Source organism: Devosia sp. A16 (assembly GCF_001402915.1).
Classification (GTDB): Bacteria; Pseudomonadota; Alphaproteobacteria; order Rhizobiales; family Devosiaceae; genus Devosia_A.
Genome location: NZ_CP012945.1, coordinates 3316673 through 3336780 on the forward strand (window position 1 = coordinate 3316673; position 20108 = coordinate 3336780).

Annotated in this window: 19 protein-coding genes and 1 tRNA gene; 15 read left to right on the plus strand and 5 right to left on the minus strand. The window is 65.5% G+C overall.

The genetic code is table 11. From position 1 onward, the window contains the following. The first annotated feature begins 40 nt into the window (after positions 1–40). Genes APS40_RS16020 through APS40_RS16035 form a run of 4 tightly spaced genes read left to right on the plus strand, consistent with a single transcriptional unit; the run spans position 41 to position 3648 of the window. On the plus strand, positions 41–1825 hold the full coding sequence (locus tag APS40_RS16020) for a cytochrome c oxidase subunit I (protein WP_055048009.1): 1785 nt from the start codon (positions 41–43) through the stop codon (positions 1823–1825). Then, a complete protein-coding gene (locus APS40_RS16025; RefSeq protein ID WP_055048010.1) occupies positions 1822–2526 on the plus strand; it encodes a cytochrome c oxidase subunit 3 in 705 nt (234 codons plus the stop codon). Before APS40_RS16020 ends, APS40_RS16025 begins: the two co-directional genes overlap by 4 nt. Positions 2527–2537: 11 nt before the next feature. Continuing rightward, the gene (locus APS40_RS16030) at positions 2538–3248 is read left to right on the plus strand and encodes a heme-copper oxidase subunit III family protein (protein ID WP_055048011.1); all 711 of its coding nucleotides are present in this window, start codon (positions 2538–2540) and stop codon (positions 3246–3248) included. A 10-nt stretch (positions 3249–3258) separates the two neighbouring features. Further along, positions 3259–3648 carry a cytochrome C oxidase subunit IV family protein gene (locus tag APS40_RS16035; protein WP_055048012.1) on the plus strand — a complete coding sequence of 130 codons (390 nt, stop codon included), beginning with the start codon at positions 3259–3261 and terminating at the stop codon, positions 3646–3648. 9 nt (positions 3649–3657) lie between these two features. Here the strand turns inward: APS40_RS16035 and APS40_RS16040 are convergent, their stop codons facing one another. Together APS40_RS16040 and APS40_RS16045 are read right to left on the minus strand one after the other, a co-directional pair. Continuing rightward, a complete protein-coding gene (locus APS40_RS16040) occupies positions 3658–4065 on the minus strand; it encodes a c-type cytochrome (RefSeq protein WP_055048013.1) in 408 nt (135 codons plus the stop codon). A gap of 159 nt (positions 4066–4224) precedes the next feature. Beyond that, positions 4225–5232 carry a LacI family DNA-binding transcriptional regulator gene (locus tag APS40_RS16045; RefSeq protein WP_055048014.1) on the minus strand — a complete coding sequence of 336 codons (1008 nt, stop codon included), beginning with the start codon at positions 5230–5232 and terminating at the stop codon, positions 4225–4227. Between the two features lie 211 nt (positions 5233–5443). Between APS40_RS16045 and APS40_RS16050 the strand changes: the two genes are divergently transcribed. The 5 genes from APS40_RS16050 to APS40_RS16070 all read left to right on the plus strand — a co-directional run bounded on the left by APS40_RS16050 (position 5444) and on the right by APS40_RS16070 (position 10749). Next, positions 5444–6766, plus strand: a complete 1323-nt coding sequence (locus APS40_RS16050; protein WP_055048015.1) for an alpha-L-fucosidase — start codon at positions 5444–5446, stop codon at positions 6764–6766. Positions 6767–6800: 34 nt separating this feature from the next. Then, the gene (locus APS40_RS16055; protein ID WP_055048016.1) at positions 6801–7583 is read left to right on the plus strand and encodes a DUF4037 domain-containing protein; all 783 of its coding nucleotides are present in this window, start codon (positions 6801–6803) and stop codon (positions 7581–7583) included. Positions 7584–7680: 97 nt separating this feature from the next. Beyond that, positions 7681–8886, plus strand: coding sequence for an ABC transporter substrate-binding protein (locus APS40_RS16060; RefSeq protein WP_236884284.1), 1206 nt, complete (start codon positions 7681–7683; stop codon positions 8884–8886). A 95-nt stretch (positions 8887–8981) separates the two neighbouring features. Further along, positions 8982–9908 carry a carbohydrate ABC transporter permease gene (locus APS40_RS16065; RefSeq protein WP_442855870.1) on the plus strand — a complete coding sequence of 309 codons (927 nt, stop codon included), beginning with the start codon at positions 8982–8984 and terminating at the stop codon, positions 9906–9908. After that, positions 9898–10749, plus strand: a complete 852-nt coding sequence (locus APS40_RS16070; protein ID WP_055048019.1) for a carbohydrate ABC transporter permease — start codon at positions 9898–9900, stop codon at positions 10747–10749. The genes APS40_RS16065 and APS40_RS16070 overlap by 11 nt, the downstream gene beginning before the upstream one ends. 67 nt (positions 10750–10816) lie before the next feature. Here APS40_RS16070 and APS40_RS16075 read toward each other — a convergent pair whose 3' ends face one another. Further along, entirely contained in the window at positions 10817–11560 is a 744-nt protein-coding gene (locus APS40_RS16075) for an outer membrane protein (RefSeq protein ID WP_082434456.1), read from the minus strand. Positions 11561–12164: 604 nt separating this feature from the next. Here APS40_RS16075 and APS40_RS16080 point away from each other — a divergent pair. Further along, positions 12165–12238: transfer RNA gene (locus APS40_RS16080), tRNA-Gly, on the plus strand. Positions 12239–12439: 201 nt separating this feature from the next. On the opposite strand, the gene APS40_RS16085 is transcribed toward APS40_RS16080, so the two are convergent. Continuing rightward, positions 12440–14029: a hypothetical protein gene (locus tag APS40_RS16085; RefSeq protein ID WP_156342959.1), complete on the minus strand. Its 1590-nt coding sequence runs from the start codon at positions 14027–14029 to the stop codon at positions 12440–12442. A gap of 155 nt (positions 14030–14184) precedes the next feature. Here APS40_RS16085 and APS40_RS16090 point away from each other — a divergent pair, with 155 nt between their 5' ends. Together APS40_RS16090 and APS40_RS16095 are read left to right on the plus strand one after the other, a co-directional pair. After that, on the plus strand, positions 14185–15438 hold the full coding sequence (locus tag APS40_RS16090) for a D-amino acid dehydrogenase (RefSeq protein ID WP_055048022.1): 1254 nt from the start codon (positions 14185–14187) through the stop codon (positions 15436–15438). Positions 15439–15557: 119 nt separating this feature from the next. Then, positions 15558–16370, plus strand: a complete 813-nt coding sequence (locus APS40_RS16095) for a transporter substrate-binding domain-containing protein (protein WP_055048023.1) — start codon at positions 15558–15560, stop codon at positions 16368–16370. Positions 16371–16384: 14 nt separating this feature from the next. On the opposite strand, the gene APS40_RS16100 is transcribed toward APS40_RS16095, so the two are convergent. After that, entirely contained in the window at positions 16385–16789 is a 405-nt protein-coding gene (locus APS40_RS16100; protein WP_055048024.1) for a tellurite resistance TerB family protein, read from the minus strand. Positions 16790–16928: 139 nt separating this feature from the next. Between APS40_RS16100 and APS40_RS16105 the strand changes: the two genes are divergently transcribed. From APS40_RS16105 to APS40_RS16115, 3 genes are read left to right on the plus strand one after another with little or no spacing between them, the layout of a single operon-like run. Continuing rightward, positions 16929–18578 (plus strand): lysine--tRNA ligase, encoded by a 1650-nt coding sequence (locus APS40_RS16105; RefSeq protein ID WP_442855871.1) that lies wholly within the window; start codon positions 16929–16931, stop codon positions 18576–18578. Between the two features lie 47 nt (positions 18579–18625). Beyond that, positions 18626–18979, plus strand: a complete 354-nt coding sequence (locus tag APS40_RS16110) for a DUF952 domain-containing protein (protein WP_442855808.1) — start codon at positions 18626–18628, stop codon at positions 18977–18979. Between the two features lie 29 nt (positions 18980–19008). After that, on the plus strand, positions 19009–20085 hold the full coding sequence (locus APS40_RS16115; RefSeq protein ID WP_055049692.1) for a quinone-dependent dihydroorotate dehydrogenase: 1077 nt from the start codon (positions 19009–19011) through the stop codon (positions 20083–20085). Positions 20086–20108: the final 23 nt, after the last annotated feature.

Consider the following 20108-nt stretch of genomic DNA (forward strand, 5'->3'; position numbering starts at 1 on the left):
ACGGGACTGCGGATCAGACGACGTGCGAGGAGGCACTCCGATGGTCGACGCCACTCACGAGCCAACTGCCCACGCCGAGTTTGCGGATGCCGAACTCTACCATCCCAAAAGCTGGTGGACGCGCTACGTCTTCTCGCAGGATGCCAAGGTCATCGCCATTCAGTATGCCAGCACGGCGCTCGCCATCGGCATGCTGGCGCTGGTGCTCAGCTGGCTGATGCGCATGCAGCTGGCCTTCCCCGGTTTCCTCAGCTTCATCGACGCCGCCGCCTACTACCAGTTCATCACCATGCACGGCATGATCATGGTGATCTACCTGATCACCGCGCTGTTCCTCGGCGGCTTCGGCAACTACCTGATCCCGCTGATGCTGGGGGCGCGGGACATGGTGTTCCCCTACGTCAACATGCTCAGCTACTGGACCTACCTGCTTGCCGTGCTGGTGCTGGTCGCCAGCTGGTTCGTGCCCGGCGGCCCGACCGGCGCCGGCTGGACCCTCTATCCGCCGCAGGCCATCCTCTCCAACACCCCGGGGCAGGAGGGTGGCATCGTGCTCATGCTGGTGTCGCTGATCCTGTTCGTCATCGGCTTCACCATGGGCGGGCTCAACTATGTCGTTACCGTGCTGCAGGGGCGGACCCGCGGCATGACGCTGATGCGGATGCCGCTCACCGTCTGGGGCATCTTCATCGCCACGATCATGGCCATGCTCGCCTTCCCGGCGCTGTTCGTCGCCTGCGTCATGATGCTGTTCGACAAGCTGCTCGGCACCAGCTTCTTCATGCCGGCGGTGGTCGAGATGGGCAACCTGCTGCCGCACCAGGGCGGCAGCCCGATCCTGTTCCAGCACCTGTTCTGGTTCTTCGGCCACCCCGAGGTCTACATCGTGGCGCTGCCGGCCTTCGGCATCGTCTCCGACCTGATCAGCACGCACGCCAGAAAGAACATCTTCGGCTACCGCATGATGGTCTGGGCCATCGTGATCATCGGCGCGCTCAGCTTCGTGGTCTGGGCCCACCACATGTATGTGAGCGGCATGAACCCCTATTTCGGGTTCTTCTTCGCCATCACCACGCTGATCATCGCGGTGCCGACGGCGATCAAGGTCTACAACTGGGTGCTGACGCTGTGGCGCGGCGACATCCACCTCAACCCGCCCATGCTGTTCGCGCTCGCCTTCATCGTCACCTTCGTCAATGGCGGGCTCACCGGGCTGTTCCTCGGCAATGTGGTGGTCGATGTGCCGCTGTCCGATACCATGTTCGTGGTGGCGCATTTCCACATGGTGATGGGGGTCGCGCCGATCCTCGTCATCTTCGGCGCCATCTATCACTGGTACCCCAAGATCACCGGCCGCATGCTCGACAACAGGTTGGCCCAGCTGCATTTCTGGGTCACCTTCCTCGGCGCCTACCTGATCTTTTTCCCCATGCACTATCTGGGCATCTTGGGGGTGCCGCGGCGCTATTTCGAATCCGGCGACATCTCGTTCCAGCCGCCTTCGGCGCACGATCTCAACATCTTCATCACCGTGATGGCGCTGACCGTCGGCGCCGCGCAACTGGTCTTCGTCTTCAACCTCCTGTGGTCGATCCGGCACGGCAACCCGGCGGGCGGCAACCCCTGGCGGGCCACCACGCTCGAGTGGCAGACGCCGCAGACACCGCCCGCGCACGGCAATTTCGGCCCCCAGCTGCCGGTGGTCTATCGCTGGGCTTATGACTACAGCGTCCCCGGTGCCGCCGAGGACTTCATCCCGCAGAACCAGCCGGGCCCGAACCCGCCGCACGACGCGCCGCGCAAGCGCCGGAGCGCCAGGCGATGAGCGTCGTGGTGATGTTCTTTGCCATCCTCGCCGCCCTGGCCGGCTGGTGGCTGGCCCGCCAGCGGCTCACCGTCAAGCCGTGGCTGGAGCAGGGGGTGATCGAGGGCGTGCCGGATTTCGGCGCGTCCCGCGATCCCGCCAAGCGGGTCGGCCTCGGTTTTCTGCTGGCCGTGGTCGGCTCGCTGTTCGCCCTGCTAACCGGCGCCTATTTCATGCGCCGCGAACTCGGTGACTGGCAGCCGCTGCCGGTACCGCCGATCCTGTGGTTCAACACGGCCATGCTGGTGGCCTCGAGTCTCGCACTCGAATGGGCGCAGCGGGCCGTGCATCGGCGCAGCCAGGTGCAGCTCCGGCTCGGGCTCGCCGCGGCGGGCGTCTTCGCAGTCACCTTCCTCGTCGGTCAGTTGATCGCCTGGAGTGAGCTGGCGGCATCGGGTTATCTCGTCGACGGCAACCCGGCCAACAGCTTCTTCTACCTCGTCACCGGGCTGCATGGTCTGCACATTCTCGGCGGTCTCGCGGCGCTGGGTTGGGCCGGCGTCAAGGCCTGGGGCAGGGGTGGCGTGGAGAGCGCCCGGCTCAATGTCGAGCTCTGCGCCACCTATTGGCTGTTCATGCTGTTCGTCTGGATGGTGCTGTTCAGCCTGCTGGCCGGCTGGGCCAGCGAGTTCGTCGCATTCTGCCAAGAGTTGCTGAGCTGAGGGAGCCCGTGATGTCCGATCCGGCCGTGACCAACACCGATCCGCAACCAGGCCTTGGCGGCTTCGTCTCCGACTGGTCGTCCGACCGGACCGCCTTCAAGACCGCCTCCTGGGGCAAGGCGATGATCTGGATCTTCCTGCTCTCGGACACCTTCATCTTCAGCTGCTTCCTCATCGCCTACATGACGGCCCGCATGTCGACGTCCGAAGCCTGGCCGAACCCGTCCGAGGTGTTTGCGCTCGAAATCGGTGGCGTGCACATACCGCTGATCCTCATCGCCATCATGACCTTCGTCCTGATCTCCTCGAGCGGCACCATGGCGATGGCGGTGAACTTCGGCTATCGCCGCGACCGGGTGAAGACCACTGTGCTGATGCTGCTGACGGCGGCGCTGGGCGCCACCTTTGTCGGCATGCAGGCGTTCGAGTGGACCAAGCTCATCTCCGAGGGCGTCCGTCCCTGGGAGAACCCCTGGGGCGCGCCGCAGTTCGGCTCGGTGTTCTTCATGATCACCGGCTTCCACGGCACCCACGTCACCATCGGGGTGATCTTCCTCATCCTGATGGCCCGCAAGGTTTGGCGCGGCGACTTCGACACTGGTCGGAAGGGCTTTTTCACCTCACGCAGGGGGCGCTGGGAGATCGTCGAGATCACCGGCCTTTACTGGCACTTCGTCGACCTGGTGTGGGTCTTCATCTTCGCGCTGTTCTACCTGTGGTGAGGAGACAATCATGGCTGAAGCACATATGAGCTCCGAAGCCCTCGCGGCGCCCGACGCCCATGCCGAGGGACAGCAGCATCCCATCCGGCTCTACCTGATCGTCTGGTTCTGGCTGTTCGTGCTCAGCGCCTGCTCCTACCTGGTCGATCTGCTGCAGTTCCAGGGCTACCTGCGCTGGGGCCTGATTCTCATGCTGATGCTGGGCAAAGCCGGGCTGATCATCGCGGTGTTCATGCACATGGCCTGGGAGCGGCTGGCGCTCAGCTACGCCATCCTGGTGCCGCCGATCCTGGTGCTGATCTTCGTGGTGATCATGGCGTTCGAAGCGGACTACACCTTCTTCACGCGCCTGGAGTTCTTCGGCGCGAGCCCCGCGGTGCCCGCGCCGGTCGTTCACTGATGCGGGCGGCTATTGCGGTGCCGCCGGCTTGAAATCCGGCGAGAAGGTCGCGAGGTAGGCGATGACGTTCGCGACGTCCTCGGGTTTGCCCAGCCCCGGGAAGCTCATCTTCGTGCCTTTGACGAAAGCGCCAGGCTTGGGGAGGAATTGCGCCAGTGTTTCGGGCGTCCAGACCAGCCCGCCGGCGCCCGCATCCTTCATCGCCTGCGAATAGTTGAAGCCTTCATAGGTACCGGCCGTTCGTCCCAGCACTCCGGTCAGCACTGGACCGACGCGGTTCGTGGCGCCGTCGCCAATGGCATGGCAGGCCATGCATTTCTTGAACACCGTCGCGCCCTGCGTGGCATCGCCACCCTGGGCCAGCGCCGTTCCGCCGCTCAATACGAGAACGGCAAGTGCAATCGCAGTCCGAACCATCTCACGACCTCCCTGACCTCGCGAAACCAAGACCAGTCCCGGATCGTCGGGTCACGTCTCGACTATAGCGCAAAGCGCATCGAGACGCCAAAGCACGATGGCGACACCGCTGAGCCGTCTGGCACAGACGAAGGAGGGACCGTCGCTGCAACCGACGCGCTACACCCGCCTGCAGGAGTTCCCCGGCACGAATTTCGGCGCCAGCACGAAGTCTTGCGCCGGCTCGGCGGCCGCCTCGGTGGCGGTGATGCGATGGAGGAGCTGCCGGGCAATGATGCCACCCAGCTTGAGCGTATCCTGCACGACCATGGTGATGCGCGGCGTGATGACATTGCTCCATTGTGCGTGGTCGATCATGCACAGCGAGATATCCCCCGGACAATCGAAGCCCAACTCCTGCATCGCCTGCAGCGCCGCCAGCGCCACCGCGTTGTTGGCGCCCAGGATCGCGGTGGGGCGTTCGGGCTGGATCAGCAGGCGCATCGCTGCCTCGTAGCCGGCCGTACGGGTGAACTGGCCGTCGACCACGTAGTTGGGGTTCACCTCGACCCCGGCGCTTGCCATGGTCTCGACGAAGCCCCGATACCGCTCGGCAGCGGTATGCATGTACTTCGGACCGGCGATGAAGGCGATCCGCCGATGCCCTAACTGCAACAGGTGCTCGGTCAGCATGGCGCCGGCCAGATAATTGTCCGAACCCACGAAATCGCGTTCGACGCCGGCCAATTTCTGGTCGAAGCAGACCACAGGCACCTTGAGGCTCTGCAGGAAGCCGATGTAGTCCGAGCCGAAGCTCGACGGCGCCAGCGCCAGGCCGGCGCATTTGAGCCCGATCAGGTGCTCGACCAGCGCGCGCTCACGCTCGGGTTTGCCTGACGAGTCGGCAATGAGCACGAAATGCTCGTGCTCGAGCGCATAGTTCTCCAGTTCGCGCCGAATGTCGCCGAAGAACGGGTTGCCGACATTGCCGACCACCAGCCCGATCATCTTGGAACGGCCACGCGCCAGGCTCTGTGCCAGGGGGTCGGCGACATAGCCCACGGCCGCCACGGCGCTGCGGATCCGTTCCAGGGTTTTCTGGCTCACCCGCCCCGGGTTCGACAGCGCCAGCGACACCGTCGAGACCGAGACTTCCGCCAGTTTGGCAACATCACGAATGGTAGTCATCGATCTGTTCTCGAACCGCTTCTATGCAATGGCAGAGTTGTACCTGTTGGGGCGCTCGGCAGGCAAATATGCTGTAATACCTAGCAGTTACGGGGCTCCGCGCAAGAAAAATCCTCAGGATCTCGGCGTTCCAGAATCTACCTTGACTCATGTCGTCGTCGCCATCAGGATGAAAATCGAACCGGTTCGATAGTCCGGATAGGAGGATAGATTGGATAGCGCACTCACCCTTAGCGGTGGTCTCGACTCGTCTGCCGGCAAGGCCTGGTTCAGCAATGACCGCTTCGGCATGTTCATTCACTTCGGGCTTTATGCCCTCGCCGCGCGCCACGAATGGGTGCAGCACCGCGAGGAGATTTCGCCTGAGGCCTATCGCAAGTATTTCGAGAACTTCGACCCCGACCTCTACGACCCCAAGCAGTGGGCGCGCCGGGCGCGCGAGGCCGGGATGAAATATGTGGTGCTGACCGCCAAGCACCACGAGGGCTTCTGCCTGTGGGATTCGAAGTTCACCGACTACAAGGCGACCAACACCCCCTACGGCAAGGACCTGCTGAAGCCCTATGTCGAGGCGTTCCGCGCCGAAGGGTTGAAGGTGGGCTTCTACTATTCGCTGATCGACTGGCACCATCCCGAGTTCCCGATAGACGGCATCCATCCCCTGCGCAACCATCCCGACGCGCTGGAGATGAACAAGAGCCGCGACGTCACCAAATATGCCGAGTACATGCACAACCAGGTGCGCGAACTGCTCACCGGCTTCGGCGAGATCTCGGTGATCTGGTTCGACTTCAGCTATCCCAAGCGCGAGTATCGCGGCATGCCCGGCAAGGGCCGCGCCGACTGGCAGTCCGAGGAGCTGATCGGGCTGGTGCGCGTGCTGCAGCCCAACATCATCGTCGGCGACCGGCTGGACCTGCCCACCGACGGCAACTTCCCCAAGGATCTGGCGACGCCCGAACAGTATACGCCGCGCGTCGCTCCCACCATCAACGGCAAGCCGGTGCGCTGGGAGGTCTGCCACACCTTCTCGGGTTCATGGGGCTATCACCGCGACGAGAATACCTGGAAAGACGCCGGCCAGTTGATCAATATCCTGATCGACACCGTCGCGCTCGGCGGCAACCTGCTGATGAATGTCGGGCCCACCGCCCGCGGCACCTTCGATGCGCGTGCGGTCACCGCGCTCGAGACCTATGGCAAGTGGCTCGACGTCAACGGCCGCTCGATCTACGGCGCCGGCCCGTCTGAATACCGGGCGCCTGCCGGCACCCGCTTCACCCAAAGGGGCAACCGGCTCTACCTGCACCTGCAGACCTGGCCGTTCCGCCACGTCCATATCGAGGGGCTGGGGCGCAAGGTGAAATATGCGCAGTTCCTGCACGATGCGAGCGAGATCCACTGGCTCGACCCCGATGCAGAAGTAGATTCCAATATCGGTGTGGCCGTCGGCGACGGCATGCTGACGCTCGAATTGCCGGTGCTGAAGCCTGATGTGGTGACCCCGGTGGTCGAGCTGATCCTCAAGGACTGAGAGGGGGAACGGCAAGCGCAGACTGGGTGACGCCATGGCCGACGAACCCGAACTGATTGCGGCGATGGCTCCGCTCGTCGCCGACCTCGCCGAGGACGGCGCGGGCGCCGTCGCCCTTGCCGGCTCGCGCGGCAAGGGTCGATCGGACCGGCAGTCGGACTACGATTTCCGCGTCTACGCCCATGCCTACCGGCCCGATGTCAAAGCCACGCCGCAATGGCGGCGGTTCGAAGCCGGCATGGCGGAATGGCAGGCCCGGGGCGCGCGCATGGATGGGGTCTGGATGCGCAGCTATGCCGGCGTCGAGAGCGATCTGGCGGCCTGGCTCAGCGGCACCGCCATCCCCAAGAGCTTCGAGTGGACCATCTGGGGCTACCACCTGCCGACCGATCTCGCGACCCAGCACGTCGTCAACGACCCCGAAGGCCGGCTGGCCGACTGGAAGGAACAGCTGGCCCGCTATCCCGAGCCGCTGCGCGACGCCGTGCTGCGGCACTATTGCGAGATTCTCAGCTACTGGGCCGCCGACTACCACTACGCGAGCAAGGTCGAGCGCCGCGACCTGGTGTTCCTGGTCGGCATTGCCGGCAAGCTGGCGAACGCCATCCTCCAGGTCGTGTTCGCGCTGAACCGTTCCTACTACCCGGGCGATGGCTGGAACCTGCCAATGGCGGCCGAGCTGGAGCTGCTGCCGCCCGATTTCACCTGCCGCATGGCGGCGATCCTGCAGCCGGGGCGCGACCCCGATGCCTTCCAGCGCCAGCGCACCGAACTCATCGCCATGATCGCCGATCTGGAGGTGCTGATCGCGGCTTGACCGGCCGTGGTGACGCCGGAGCCGAGGAACTCCGGAAGACCAAAACAAACCCAAGACCAAACGACAACAGTGATTGAGGAGACACGTCGTGAAGTTCATGCATACCCTGGCTGCCGTGGCCCTTGCCGGCACCGCCATCCTGTCCACCGCCAGCCTTGCCCAGGAGCAGGTCAACCTGACCTGGCAGATGTGGGGTGACGAGAAGGATACCCCGCTGTTCCAGTCGATTGCCGACCTGGTGACGGCCGAATACCCCAACATCAAGGTGACGCCGCAATTCTCCGGCTGGACCGACTACTGGACCCGCCTGCCGGTGCTGGCCTCATCGGGCCAGATTGCCGACCTGGTCGCCATGCAGTCGATGCGCATGCCCAGCTTCTACAGCGTGCTCGAGCCGCTCGATCCGTTCATCGCTGCCGACAAATTCGACAAGTCGGTGTTCGAGTCTTCGATCATCAGCGGCCTGTCGCATGAAGGCGTGCAGTACGCGCTGCCCTATGACGTCGGCCCCTGGCTGGTGTTCTACAATCGCGACAAGTTCGCCGAGGCCGGGCTCGCCGAGCCCAAGCCTGACTGGAGCTTCGCCGATTTCCAGGCCGCCGCCGAAAAGCTCACCAGCGGCGACAATTATGGCTATGCGGTGCAGGCCTTCGACTTCATCGCCGAACCGGTGGCGCTGGGCGCCGAATACTTCAATGATGCGAACCAGTTCGATCTGACCAATCCCGGCTATGCCGCCGCCGTGGGCAAGCTCGTCGACCTCGTGGCCGTCGCCAAGGCCTCGCCGGTCTTCGCTTCGGGCGCCGGCGCCGCCACGGCCTCCGGTCGCTTCGCCTCGGGCAACGCCGCCATGTACATCGATGGCCCGTGGTCGCTGATCTCCACCCAGGGTGCGGTGAACTTCAAGATGGGCGTGGCGCCGCTGCCGCGCGGCGAGGGGCCGTCGCGCTTCATCACTGCCGGTTCGGGCTGGGGCATTTCGGCCGCCAGCCAGCACAAGGACGAGGCCTACAAGGCGCTGAAGGTGCTGACCGGTCCGAAGGCCGCCGAAATCCTCGCATCGGCCGGTCGCGCACTCCCTGGCCGCCTCGCCGAGCAGAAGTTCTGGTACGACGTCGCTGCCAAGGATGTCAGCGGCACGCGCGAGACGCTGCAATACTCGTTCGAACACTCGACCCCGTTCCGCCTCAACGAGAGCTGGAACGAGTTCGAGAACCTGATCACCCAGTACATCCCGCTGGCGCTCAACGGCGATAACACCACGGACGCGGTGCTGGCCGATATCCAGAGCCAGCTGCCGTAAGTCCGGGACGCCCGGCCGGCCCCGAATCCGGCCGGGCGTCTTGTCGTTGCCGGCGCCCGTGGGGCGCCGTGAGGGAGGAGGTGCCCATGACGCTCATCGAGGATTCCGCGGTCGCGACCGGTGCTCCGGCCGTCCTCCCGCGACGGCGCAGCGGTCGCCACGACGGCCGCACGGCGTTCTTGTTCCTCCTGCCCAGCCTGCTCGGCGTACTGCTCTTCCTGGTGCTGCCGATCATCGCCTCGCTGGCGCTGAGCTTCACCAACTGGAAGCTGCTGGGCAAACCTGCCTTTGTCGGCGTCCAGAACTATGTCCGGCTGTTCACCGCCGACCCGCAATTCTGGACGGTGCTGCGCAACACGCTGTTCTTCACCGTCGAATATCTGGTGCTGAACATCGTCATCTCGGTGGGGCTCGCGACCTGGATCGCGAGCCTCAAGCGAGGGCAACGGTGGTTCCGGGTGGTGTTTTTCCTCCCCACATTTACACCCGGAATCGCCGTCGCCATCGTCTGGATGCTGATCTTCGCGCCCGGCGGCTTCTTCGATTTCATCATGAAGTCGCTGTCGCTGGGCGTACCGAACTTGCTCACCGACCAGACGCTCGCCATGCAGGCGGTGATCATCGTCTCGCTCTGGGCCAATGTCGGCTATAACACTGTGCTGTTCAACGCCGCGCTCGACATGGTGCCGCCGAGCTACCTCGAAGCCGCAAAGATCGACGGCGCCAGCGCCTGGGATCGCTTCTGGAAAATCCGCCTGCCGCTGATCTCGCCCACCCTGTTCTTCGGCACGGTGATGACCGCCATCACCTCGCTGCAGGTGTTCGACCAGATCTACGTGATGACCCGCGGCGGTCCGGGCAACGCCACGGCCACACTGGGCTATGCCATCTATCAGCGCGGCTTCCAGAATTTCCAGATGGGCTACGCCTCTTCCATCGCCTGGGTGATGTTCGCGCTGATCATGGCGCTGACCGCCCTCCAGTTCTGGCTGCAGCGCAAGTGGGTGCACTATGACAACTAAGGCCCGTTCCCGGCGCGTCACCCTGGCGCTCGACATCCTCAACCACGGCGCGCTGATCCTCGTGGCGCTGCTGTTCCTGTTCCCGTTCTTCTGGATGGTGTCGAACGCGGTGCGCTCCAATGCCGAGGTGCTGGCCATCCCGGTGCGCATCCTGCCCAATGAGTTCCAGTGGGACAATTTCCAGAAGACCTGGTCGGAACTGCCCTTCGGGCGCTTCTTCCTCAACTCGCTGATCGTCGCCGGCAGCGTCACCATCATCACCGTCGTCGTCTCCAGCCTCGCCGGCTATGCCTTCGCCCGGCTGAAGTTCCCCGGTCGCGATGCGCTTCTGCTGGGCTATGTCGGCACGCTGATGGTGCCGGCGATCATGCTGATCATCCCGCTGTTCCTGATCGTCAACAGCCTGGGCATGGTCAACACCTTCCAGGGCGTCATCCTGCCGGTCGCCTTCGGCACCTTCGGGGCGTTCCTCTTGCGCCAGTTCTTCCTCTCGATCCCAAATTCGCTCGAGGAAGCGGCGCTGATCGATGGCGCCTCGCGGCTGCGCATCCTCGTCAGCATCATCATCCCGCTGTCGATGCCGGCGATCGGGCTCCTGTCGCTGTTCACCTTCATCGCCCAGTGGAACAACTTCCTCTGGCCGCTGATCGTCATGACAGGCCAGGAAAACGCCACCCTGCCGGTCGGCCTCACCCACTTCCAGACCCAGCAGGGCACGCAGTGGAATTACATCATGGCCGGGGCCGCCCTCTCGATGCTGCCCGGCATCGTGCTGGCGATCCTGTTGCAGAAGCTGATCTATAATTCGATCGCGCTGAACGCCGGGATGGGGGGACGGTAGGGCAGTCCGGATCGGTATCGCGGTAGGGCAGTAAAGGGCCCCGCCTCACGCAGGGCCCTTCGACAAATCAGAACTTGTAACTCAGGCCGAGGTTGACGGAGGTCTGCCGCCAGCGGGACTCGACCGCCTCACCGAATGCGCCAAGATCGTAGGCCTGGGCGCCGAAATCAGTGTAGCGGGCCTCCACCCGTCCGATCCAGTTGGGAGAGAAAGCCGTCTCGATGCCTGCTCCGATCGTCCATCCGACATGGGTGTTCGTGTCCGAGACGAGGGGATAGGTGATCGAATTCGGGTTGCCGACGACCGAAACTTCAGCGCGGGCCACGGCGATACCGGCGGCCCCGTAAAGCAACCACGAGTCGATCGCGAGACCGGCGCGCGCCCGCAACGAGGCCTGCACATCACTCTCCATGAACAGCGAGCCGCCCAAGCTGATATTGCCATTATAGGTGTTGAAATTCTTGCCGCGCTTCAGGCCGGTGAAGTCCACGTCGCCTTCAAGGCCATAGACGAAACCGCCGCTCTGCCAATTGTAGCCGGCATGGAGCCCGCCCAGCCAGGCACCCGATTGGTCTTCGACCGGAAACTGCGGCAGCGGGTCTTTTCCGCCCTCGGGCAGCGGCGGCAGGTTGTCGCTCTGCTGTCCGCTCACATATCCGATGTGGCCGCCGACGTAAGCGCCGGACCAGTCGAAAAGCCGAAGATCTACTGGAGCCACTACAGATTGGTCGACGTCAACGATCAAATCGGCGGCGTGAGCTCCACTCGTAAGAATAAGCGCCAGGGCGGCGGCAGTCAGAGTCCTGTTCATCCCTCACCTATGTACATGTACGTATCAACGTTCCGTTTTTCGGGGATCATTTACCGGCAGGCGGATCCACGGCGCAGTGCCATGCAAGAAAGTCCGCCATCTGCGACACAGTCGCTCACATCGCCACCGTCGAATATTTTCGACGTGACGGATCGTCGTTCTGAGCGAGAGACGCGTCTGGGGGGGGAATAGATCCAGCTTACCGGTTTTGTCTGTCCACGTTCGGAACTAGACGGTATGTTCCCGTGCAATTCCAAACAACGTCACGAGGTTGCACTTCCTGTCACTTGGGGCCGGATATCGAAACGCGGATCGAAGTTGCCAGCCTTTCGAGCTGCAGATCTCCGAAGGACTGCAGAGGGTTGCAGCGGCAGGCCACAGCCGGCCGTCGCGCACACGGCTCCATGACGAGGGGCGGATGCCGGGCAGCCGGAAGTGCGGCTGTTTGTGGTTCTGGAGGAAATGTTTGCCGGCGAGCCCCGCCGGCATACCAGGCTGCCACCGGGCACGGCGCATCGGCTCACCGGCAGCGACGCCGATCGACCAAGATGGCGCGCTGCCCACCTTGACGCCCGCCCCGCAGTCCGGCACATACGGACCCGTCGCGGGTGTAGCTCAATGGTAGAGCAGAAGCTTCCCAAGCTTACGACGAGGGTTCGATTCCCTTCACCCGCTCCAATCCCTCAGGCACTGACTTCCGGATCTCGCTCGCTGCAAGTTGCAGTTGCTGCGTCGGCCCGCGACCGTAACGGCTCGCCGTTGCTCGAGCGCGAGCCAAGAGCATTGCGTTGACTCGTGCTGGAGCGACTGGCCGTGTCCGGCGGGGCGTTAGGCGGAGGGTGTAACTGTGGGGCAGGGGTGGGGCGCCACCTGCCGCCGTCATCCCGCGCCGGTGGTCTTGGGATCGGTCACGGCGATCCAGCCTTGCGGAAGGAAGCCGCGGGCGTCGACCGGCCAGCTGGCATTGGCGGGCAGTTGCGGCTTGCCGTCGATGCAGGCCCAGGTGCCGCTCGGCGCCAGCAGTTGCTCCACATTGGGGTTGCGCTCGCAGAATTCGCGCATCTCGAGCACGGTCGGAGCCATGTCGCAGATTGGCCCGATATACGAGGTGCAGGCCAGCACCGCGCCTTCGAAGCAGCGCCAGCGCACCCGGTCGCGCGCCGAGCCCGCCGGGATCAGCAGTGTGCTGGTTATCGCCTCGACGGTCGCCGGACCGGTGTAGCGGTAGTCGACATAGTCGACGGTGCCGACCGCACGGCAATAGGCGAAGGGATCGTCATAAGTCTGCGGTGGCGCCACAGCGACGCGAGCCGGGACCGTCTCGGGCTCGGCGAGCAACGGGGCAATCGCCGGCGCCGATGCGGCGGCGACCGGGGGCGACGGCGCGGTGACGGCAGGCGCGGCCGTTGCCGGCGCCTCGGGCAAGGCAGCGACATTGGTTGTGGCTGCGGGCGTCGCCGGCAGTTGCAGTCTCGGTGCGGCAACGGCCTGCGGGGCGACGGGCGGCGCGGCGGCGGACTCGGTGGACGGCGCCCCGCTGCTCGCTACCACCGCGGGGCTGCCCGGTTGTCCGAACAGCGCCGCCAGTGCGCCGTCGCGCACCATCAGGTAGCCGCCGGCCGCGAGGATCGCGAGCCCGAATACTGCACCCACCGCAGCCAGCACCGGCACCCAGGCGCGGCCGCGCTCGACGGGTTGCCGATCAGGATACCGCTGCGAGTCGCGCCGCAACTCGGGCTGGGGCTGTCGCGCCCGCGGCGGCTCGCGGTCCCGCAGTTCGGCTCGCGGCTCGGGCGCGACCGGTGCCCGGGGCGCTTCGGGGGCGGCAGGCCGGAGTTGTTCGCGTCGCGCTTCCGCCCACAGATCGGGATCGTGACGGCGCGGCGGCTGCGGCAGGTCGAGGTCTTGCCACCGCGGCGGCTCGCTGACCGGCCGGGAGGTGACAGTCACGTCGTCGAGGGTGAGCGGGATGGGACGCCTGGGCGGTGGCGGTGCATCCTGCCGCGGCATCAGCAGCGGATCCATGCGCAGCGCCGCCTCGCGTTCGAACTCGCTGTCGAGCTCTGGCGCTTCGGCGGCGAGCTTGCGGTTGCGTCGCGCCAGGCGTCGGCGCCGGACCTGCAGCTCGCCCGCGAGGAACGCGAACAATGCGGCCAAAGCCGCGGCTCCTGCCGGGGCAAGCAGGTGGTAGGTGAGCAGTTGCGGCACCGAAATGGCGATTCCCAGCCAGCCCACCGCCGCTCCGAGCAGCAGACTGGCCGCCAGACCGGGAGTTACCGTCGCCAGCAGCCCACCCAGCATCGCCGCACCGGCAATGGCATACCAGATAATGGTGCCGAGCAGCCGCTCGTTCGACGTCGCCGTCCAGGCTTCGAGGAATGGCGAGATCAGGTCGATGCGCAGCGCGCTTGGCGCCAGGAGCGCAAACAGCCCGGCAATCATGCCCAAGAATAGCGCGGCAATTCTCACCGATTACTTCCCCAATGATCCTCGTTTGCCCCCGCCGGCAAAGCATGCCCAGCGGCGCATCCAAGTGCAAGCCGGCTTGCATGGGCGATGCACTGCGGCGTGCCCATCTTGCTGTCACGTATTGCCTTTCCGGCTTTACTCGTGATCATGAGGGCATGAAAGTCCTAATCCTCGGTTCGGGCGTCATCGGCACCACCTCCGCCCACTATCTGGCGGAAGCGGGTCACGAGGTCACCGTTATCGACCGGCAGCCGGGGCCGGGACTCGAGACCAGTTACGCCAATGCCGGCGAGCTCTCCTATGGTTACGCATCGCCCTGGGCCGGGCCGGGCATTCCGGCCAAGGCCATCAAATGGCTGCTGATGACCGATGGTCCGCTCGTGCTCAGGCCCAAACTCGACCCACGCATGTGGATCTGGGGCTTGCAACTGCTGGCCAACTGCACCGAGCGCGCCTACGCCATCAACAAGGGCCGCATGGTCCGGCTCGCCGAATACTCGCGCGACATGATGATCGCGCTGCGGGCCCGGACCGGTCTCGCCTTCGACGGGCGCCAGCAGGGTACGGTGCAGCTGTTCCGCGCGCAGAAACAACTCGACCACGCCGCCGACGACATCGCCGTGCTCAAGCAGTACGGCGTGCCCTACGAAGTGCTCGACCCCCGCGGCTGCATCGCGGCCGAGCCCGGCCTCGCCACCGCCAATGTGCCGTTTGTCGGGGGGCTGCGCCTCGCCAATGACGATACCGGCGACTGCAAGATGTTCACCGAGGGGCTCGCGTCGCTGGCCGCCGGCCGCGGCGTCGCCTTCCGTTACGGCACCACGATCGATCACATCGCCACCTCGGGCGGCGCGGTGAGCGGCGTCGCGACCGACAAGGGCCTGCTGACTGCCGATGCCTATGTCGTAGCGCTCGGCAGCTATTCGCCGCTGCTGCTGCGGCCGCTCGGCATCAACCTGCCGGTCTATCCGATCAAGGGCTACTCGCTGACCGTGCCGATCACCGATGCGTCGGTGGCGCCGGTCTCGACCGTGATGGACGAGACCTACAAGGTGGCGACCACCCGGCTGGGCGACCGTATCCGCGTCGGCGGCACGGCCGAAATCGCCGGCTACGACACCACGCTCCACCACGGAAGGCGCGGCCCGCTCGACCGTTCGCTGCGCGAGCTGTTTCCCAATGCCGGGGATGCCACTCGGGCCAGCTTCTGGTGCGGCCTGCGGCCGATGACCCCCGACGGCACTCCGGTGCTGGGCCGTTCGACGCTTTCCAACCTTTACCTCAACACCGGTCACGGTACGCTTGGCTGGACCATGGCGGCCGGCTCCGGCCGGGTGCTGGCCGACATCGTCTCGGGCAGGGCGCCCGAGATCGAAGTGGGCGATCTGGGGTTGGACCGTTACACCTGAACGCGACGGAGGCGCCCGCGTTCTGCGGCGCCGTCGAGAGCTTGGGAACAGCCGGCATCGGCCCTCGCCTTTGCCGGCGAATTGGGCGATAAGCCGGGGATCGCTCGCCCCGGGACGTCATGCGCGCCTTTCTCTTCGCCCTCGCTCTGCTGCTCGCCCCCTCGGCGCCGGTGCTGGCGCAGGCGCTGCCCTATCACATCGATCCAGGCGCCCGCGAAATCGTTCCGAACCTCGCCGCCGTACCCTCGATCCGCTTCCTGACCACGGCGGATTTCCCGCCCTTCAACTTCCGCGACGACAAGGGCGAACTGGTCGGCTTCAACGTCGACCTGGCGCGGGCGCTCTGCACTGATCTCGCCATCACCTGCACCGTGCAGGCCTGGCCGTGGGACCAGGCCGCCCGGGCGCTCGAGGATAAGCAGGGCGACGCGCTGATCGCCGGCCTCGCTCTGACGCCGCAGAATGGCGCGCTGTTCGACTTTTCGCAGATTTACCTGATGCTGCCGGGGCGCTTCGTCACGCCCATTGCCGCCGCCACCGATTTCGTCCCCGAGGGGCTGGCGGGCAAGCGGGTGGCGGTGCGTCGCGGCTCCGCCCATGCCGAGTTCATCCGCCGCTATCTGCCCGCCGCTGGCCTCGTACAGTTCGACAGCGAGATTGCGGCGCTGGATGGGCTGGCGAAGGGCGAGGCGGATGCCTATTTCGGCGACGCCATGCGCGCCTCGTTCTGGCTCAACGAACATATCGGCTGCTGCGATTTCGCCGGCGAGCCGTATTTTCGCCCCGACCTGTTCGGCAATGGCCTCGCCGTAGCGGTGCCGGCGGGTGCCGACGCCGTCCGCCAGGTCATCGACTACGGCCTGGCCCGGCTCAAGCGCTCGGGCGTCTACGACGAGCTCTACCTGCGCTGGTTCCCGGTCAGCTTCTACTGAGCGGGATCGGCCCGTCAGGCCGAACGCATGCGGGCCCGGGCGCTGGCCTCGATCGCGGCAGTGACCAGCCGGTCGACCTCCAGCCGGTCGCGCACCATCTCGAGCAGGCGAAGCTCTTCCTGCGGCAGCTGCACGTCGACCACCGCGACTTCCACGGCCAGCGCATAGGCGGTGTCGTGCAGGCGCTTGGGCACCGCGGCGATAGCGTCGTCGAGCACCGCATCGAGGCCGGCGCTGTTGGTCTTGTCGACCGCCGCATTGGCCACCGCAGAAAGCCGCTCGAAGTCAAAATCGGCAAACACCGGCGAGCGCATCACCAGGCTGCCGATCACATCCAGCTCGTGGTCGGAAATGCCTTCGTCGGACGAGGCGGTGACCACCATGATGTGGATGAGAGCGTCCTGCAGGGAAATGGCCATCGGGTCCTCGGCATGGATTGTGGACTTTTCCGGCGCACTCGAGACCGCGTCGGAAAGTCCCGCATAACTAGGCACCGCACTGCCGCTTGGCAAGGCGGGGCCGGGCGCTTGCCATTGACGCCCGAAGCCGGCTGGTGCAATTGAGCGCCGTCTCCCCACTCAGCATCTGAGGCCTGCCGTGCCCGCGCCGCTTCCGACCCTCGACCCCGCCTTCTTCGACGCCGCGCAGACGGCGCGCGCCTGGCCGTTCGAGGAAGCGCGCAAACTGGTGGCTCGGGTCGAGCGCCTGGGCCTCACCGAAGTGCTGTTCGAGACCGGCTACGGTCCCTCGGGCCTGCCGCATATCGGCACCTTCGGCGAAGTGGCGCGCACCACCATGGTGCGCACTGCCTTCCGGCTGTTGACCCGCGACGAGATCCCGACCCGGCTGCTCTGCTTTTCCGACGACATGGACGGCATGCGCAAGATTCCGGAAAACGTGCCGGATCGCGCAGCGCTCGAGCCCTACCTGCAGATGCCGCTGACATCGGTGCCGAACCCGTTCGGCGGCGATTACAAGAGTTTCGGCGACCACAACAACACCATGCTGCGGCGCTTCCTCGACACCTTCGGTTTCAATTACGAGTTTGCCAGCGCCACCGAGTACTACAAGTCCGGCCGCTTCGACGAAGTGCTGCTGCGCGCCGCCGAGCGCTATGACCAGATCATGGCGGTGATGCTCCCCAGCCTCGGCGAAGAGCGGCAGGCGACCTACTCGCCGTTCCTGCCGATCTCGCCGATTTCGGGCCGCGTCCTCTACGTGGCGATGAAGCATGTCGATGCCAAGGCGGGCACCGTCACCTTTCTCGACGAGGACGGCACCGAAACGACGCTGCCGGTCACCGGTGGCCACGTGAAGCTGCAGTGGAAGCCGGATTTCGGCATGCGCTGGGCGGCGCTCGGCGTCGATTTCGAAATGTTCGGCAAGGACCACCAGACCAACCAGCACATCTACGACAAGATCTGCGCCATCCTCGGCGGCACCCCGCCCGAGCACTATGTCTACGAGCTGTTCCTCGATGACCTGGGCCAGAAGATTTCCAAGTCGAAGGGCAACGGGCTGACCATCGACGAGTGGCTGACCTACGCCGGCACCGAGAGCCTCAGCCTCTACATGTTCCAGAAGCCGCGGGTGGCCAAGCGCCTCTATTTCGATGTGATCCCGCGCGCCGTCGACGAGTATTATCAGTACGTCGCCGCCTATAACGGCCAGGACGCTGCGGCGGCGCTGGAGAACCCGGCCTTCCACATCCATTCGGGCAAGGTGCCGGTGGTCGACATGCCGATCACCTTCGGCCTGCTGCTCAACCTCGCCTCGGCCGCCAACGCACACGAGAAGTCGGCGCTGTGGAACTATATTTCGCGCCGCCTGCCCAACGAGACGCCGGCGACCAACCCCGAGCTCGACCGGCTTGCCGGCTATGCCGTGCGCTATTTCAACGACGAGGTGAAGCCCACCAAGACGTTCCGCGCGCCGACCGACAAGGAGCGCGCCGCGCTTCAGGACCTCGCCGACCAGCTGGCCGGCAAGGAAGCGCTCGAGGCCAAGGAACTGCAGGACATCGTCTATGCGGTCGGCAACGCCCACAACTTCGAGCCGCTGCGCGACTGGTTCGGCGCCATTTACCAGGTGCTGCTCGGCGCCGATCAGGGCCCCCGCTTCGGCTCGTTCATCGCGCTTTATGGCGTCGCCGAGACCCGCAAGCTGATCGCCGACGCCCTGGCTGGTAAGCTGGTGACCACGGCCTGATCGAAACGGCCGGAAGGTCGAGCCGACATCTGACAAGGAGCATGCCCGTGGCCACCCCCGAGTTCATCTACAAGGTCGCGAGCCGCGAGATCTATGAGGCGTCGCTGGCTGCCGGCAGCTTTGTCGGCCAGCCCATCGACCTCAAGGATGGCTACATTCACTTTTCCAGCGCGGCGCAGCTGGGCGAGACCATCCGGCTCTACTTTGCCGGGCTGGGCGATCAGGTGCTGTTCCAGGTACCGGCGGCGCCGCTGGGGGACGCGCTGAAATGGGAGGCCTCGCGCGGCGGCGACCTGTTCCCGCATCTGTTCGCCACCCTGCCGATGGGGGCGGTCGCCAACGTTGCGCGGCTCGACGTGCCTGCCGACGGCGTCGTCCGGCTGCCGGATTGGGTCAAATGATCTTCTCGCGCCTCTCGCCGCTGCTGCGCATGCCGCTGGTCTCCGGCCTGACCCGCGACACGCTGTTGAAGATGGACCCCGAGATCGCCCATGGCGCCACCATAGCGGCGCTGCGGCTCGGGCTGGCGCCCGAACAGGAGGGCGCCGATCCGCCCGAACTGCGCACCAGCCTTTGCGGGCTCGAGCTCCGCAACCCCGTCGGCATGGCGGCCGGCTTCGACAAGAATGCCGAAGTGCCAAAGCCATTGGCGCGCATGGGGTTTGGCATGGTGGAGGTCGGCACGGTGACGCCGCGCCCGCAGTCGGGCAACCCCAAGCCGCGGCTGTTCCGCGTCAACCCTGCCGATGGCGTGATCAACCGCATGGGCTTCAACAACGAAGGCCATGACGCGGCCTTTGCCAGGCTGAAGGGCGCCCATGTCGGCGCCATCCTCGGGGTCAATATCGGGGCCAACAAGGATTCCGAGGATTTCGTCGCCGACTACGTCACCGGCGTCACCCGCTTTGCCGATGTCGCCGACTACCTGACGGTCAATATCTCTTCCCCCAACACGCCGGGCCTCAGGAACCTCCAGGCCGACGAGGCGCTGACCCGTCTGCTGGCGGCGGTGCTGCAGGCCCGCTCCAAGGCCTCGGTGCGCGTGCCGGTGCTGCTGAAGATCGCGCCCGATCTCGACGAGAAGGCGCTCGACGGCATCGCTAAAGTGGTGCTGGCCACCGATCTCGATGGGCTGATCGTCTCCAACACGACGCTGAGCCGCGACCCGGTGCAGGGCATGGAGAACGCCACCGAAACCGGCGGGCTCTCCGGCAAGCCGTTGTTCAACCTCGCGACGCAGAAACTGGCGCAGGTCCGCCAGCGGGTAGGAACGCTGCCGATCGTCGGCGTCGGCGGCATCCACTCGCCCGAAAGTGCGGTGGCCAAGTTCGAGGCCGGCGCCGACGCGATCCAGCTCTACTCGGCGCTGGTGTTCGGCGGGCTCGACCTGCTCGACCGGCTGAAGCGCGGACTGAGCGCCGCCGTGCGGAGCCGTGGGCTGAAGTCGGTGTCGGAGCTGACCGGGCTGACCACGGCGGAGTGGGCGAGCGGGAAGGCGTCGCTGTAGGAGCCGGTGCGGGCTGACCCCAA

Excerpts from the sequence above, each read along its gene's own strand:
- APS40_RS16045 (WP_055048014.1), bottom strand. The coding sequence starts at position 5,232 with ATGACTACCATTCGTGATGTTGCCAAACTGGCGGAAGTCTCGGTCTCG.
- APS40_RS16100 (WP_055048024.1), bottom strand. The coding sequence starts at position 16,789 with ATGGCCATTTCCCTGCAGGACGCTCTCATCCACATCATGGTGGTCACC.
- APS40_RS16095 (WP_055048023.1), top strand. The coding sequence starts at position 15,558 with ATGCGCGCCTTTCTCTTCGCCCTCGCTCTGCTGCTCGCCCCCTCGGCG.
- APS40_RS16115 (WP_055049692.1), top strand. The coding sequence starts at position 19,009 with ATGCCGCTGGTCTCCGGCCTGACCCGCGACACGCTGTTGAAGATGGAC.
- APS40_RS16070 (WP_055048019.1), top strand. The coding sequence starts at position 9,898 with ATGACAACTAAGGCCCGTTCCCGGCGCGTCACCCTGGCGCTCGACATC.
- APS40_RS16040 (WP_055048013.1), bottom strand. The coding sequence starts at position 4,065 with ATGGTTCGGACTGCGATTGCACTTGCCGTTCTCGTATTGAGCGGCGGA.
- APS40_RS16025 (WP_055048010.1), top strand. The coding sequence starts at position 1,822 with ATGAGCGTCGTGGTGATGTTCTTTGCCATCCTCGCCGCCCTGGCCGGC.
- APS40_RS16035 (WP_055048012.1), top strand. The coding sequence starts at position 3,259 with ATGGCTGAAGCACATATGAGCTCCGAAGCCCTCGCGGCGCCCGACGCC.
- APS40_RS16055 (WP_055048016.1), top strand. The coding sequence starts at position 6,801 with ATGGCCGACGAACCCGAACTGATTGCGGCGATGGCTCCGCTCGTCGCC.
- APS40_RS16020 (WP_055048009.1), top strand. The coding sequence starts at position 41 with ATGGTCGACGCCACTCACGAGCCAACTGCCCACGCCGAGTTTGCGGAT.
- APS40_RS16060 (WP_236884284.1), top strand. The coding sequence starts at position 7,681 with ATGCATACCCTGGCTGCCGTGGCCCTTGCCGGCACCGCCATCCTGTCC.
- APS40_RS16030 (WP_055048011.1), top strand. The coding sequence starts at position 2,538 with ATGTCCGATCCGGCCGTGACCAACACCGATCCGCAACCAGGCCTTGGC.
- APS40_RS16075 (WP_082434456.1), bottom strand. The coding sequence starts at position 11,560 with ATGAACAGGACTCTGACTGCCGCCGCCCTGGCGCTTATTCTTACGAGT.
- APS40_RS16090 (WP_055048022.1), top strand. The coding sequence starts at position 14,185 with ATGAAAGTCCTAATCCTCGGTTCGGGCGTCATCGGCACCACCTCCGCC.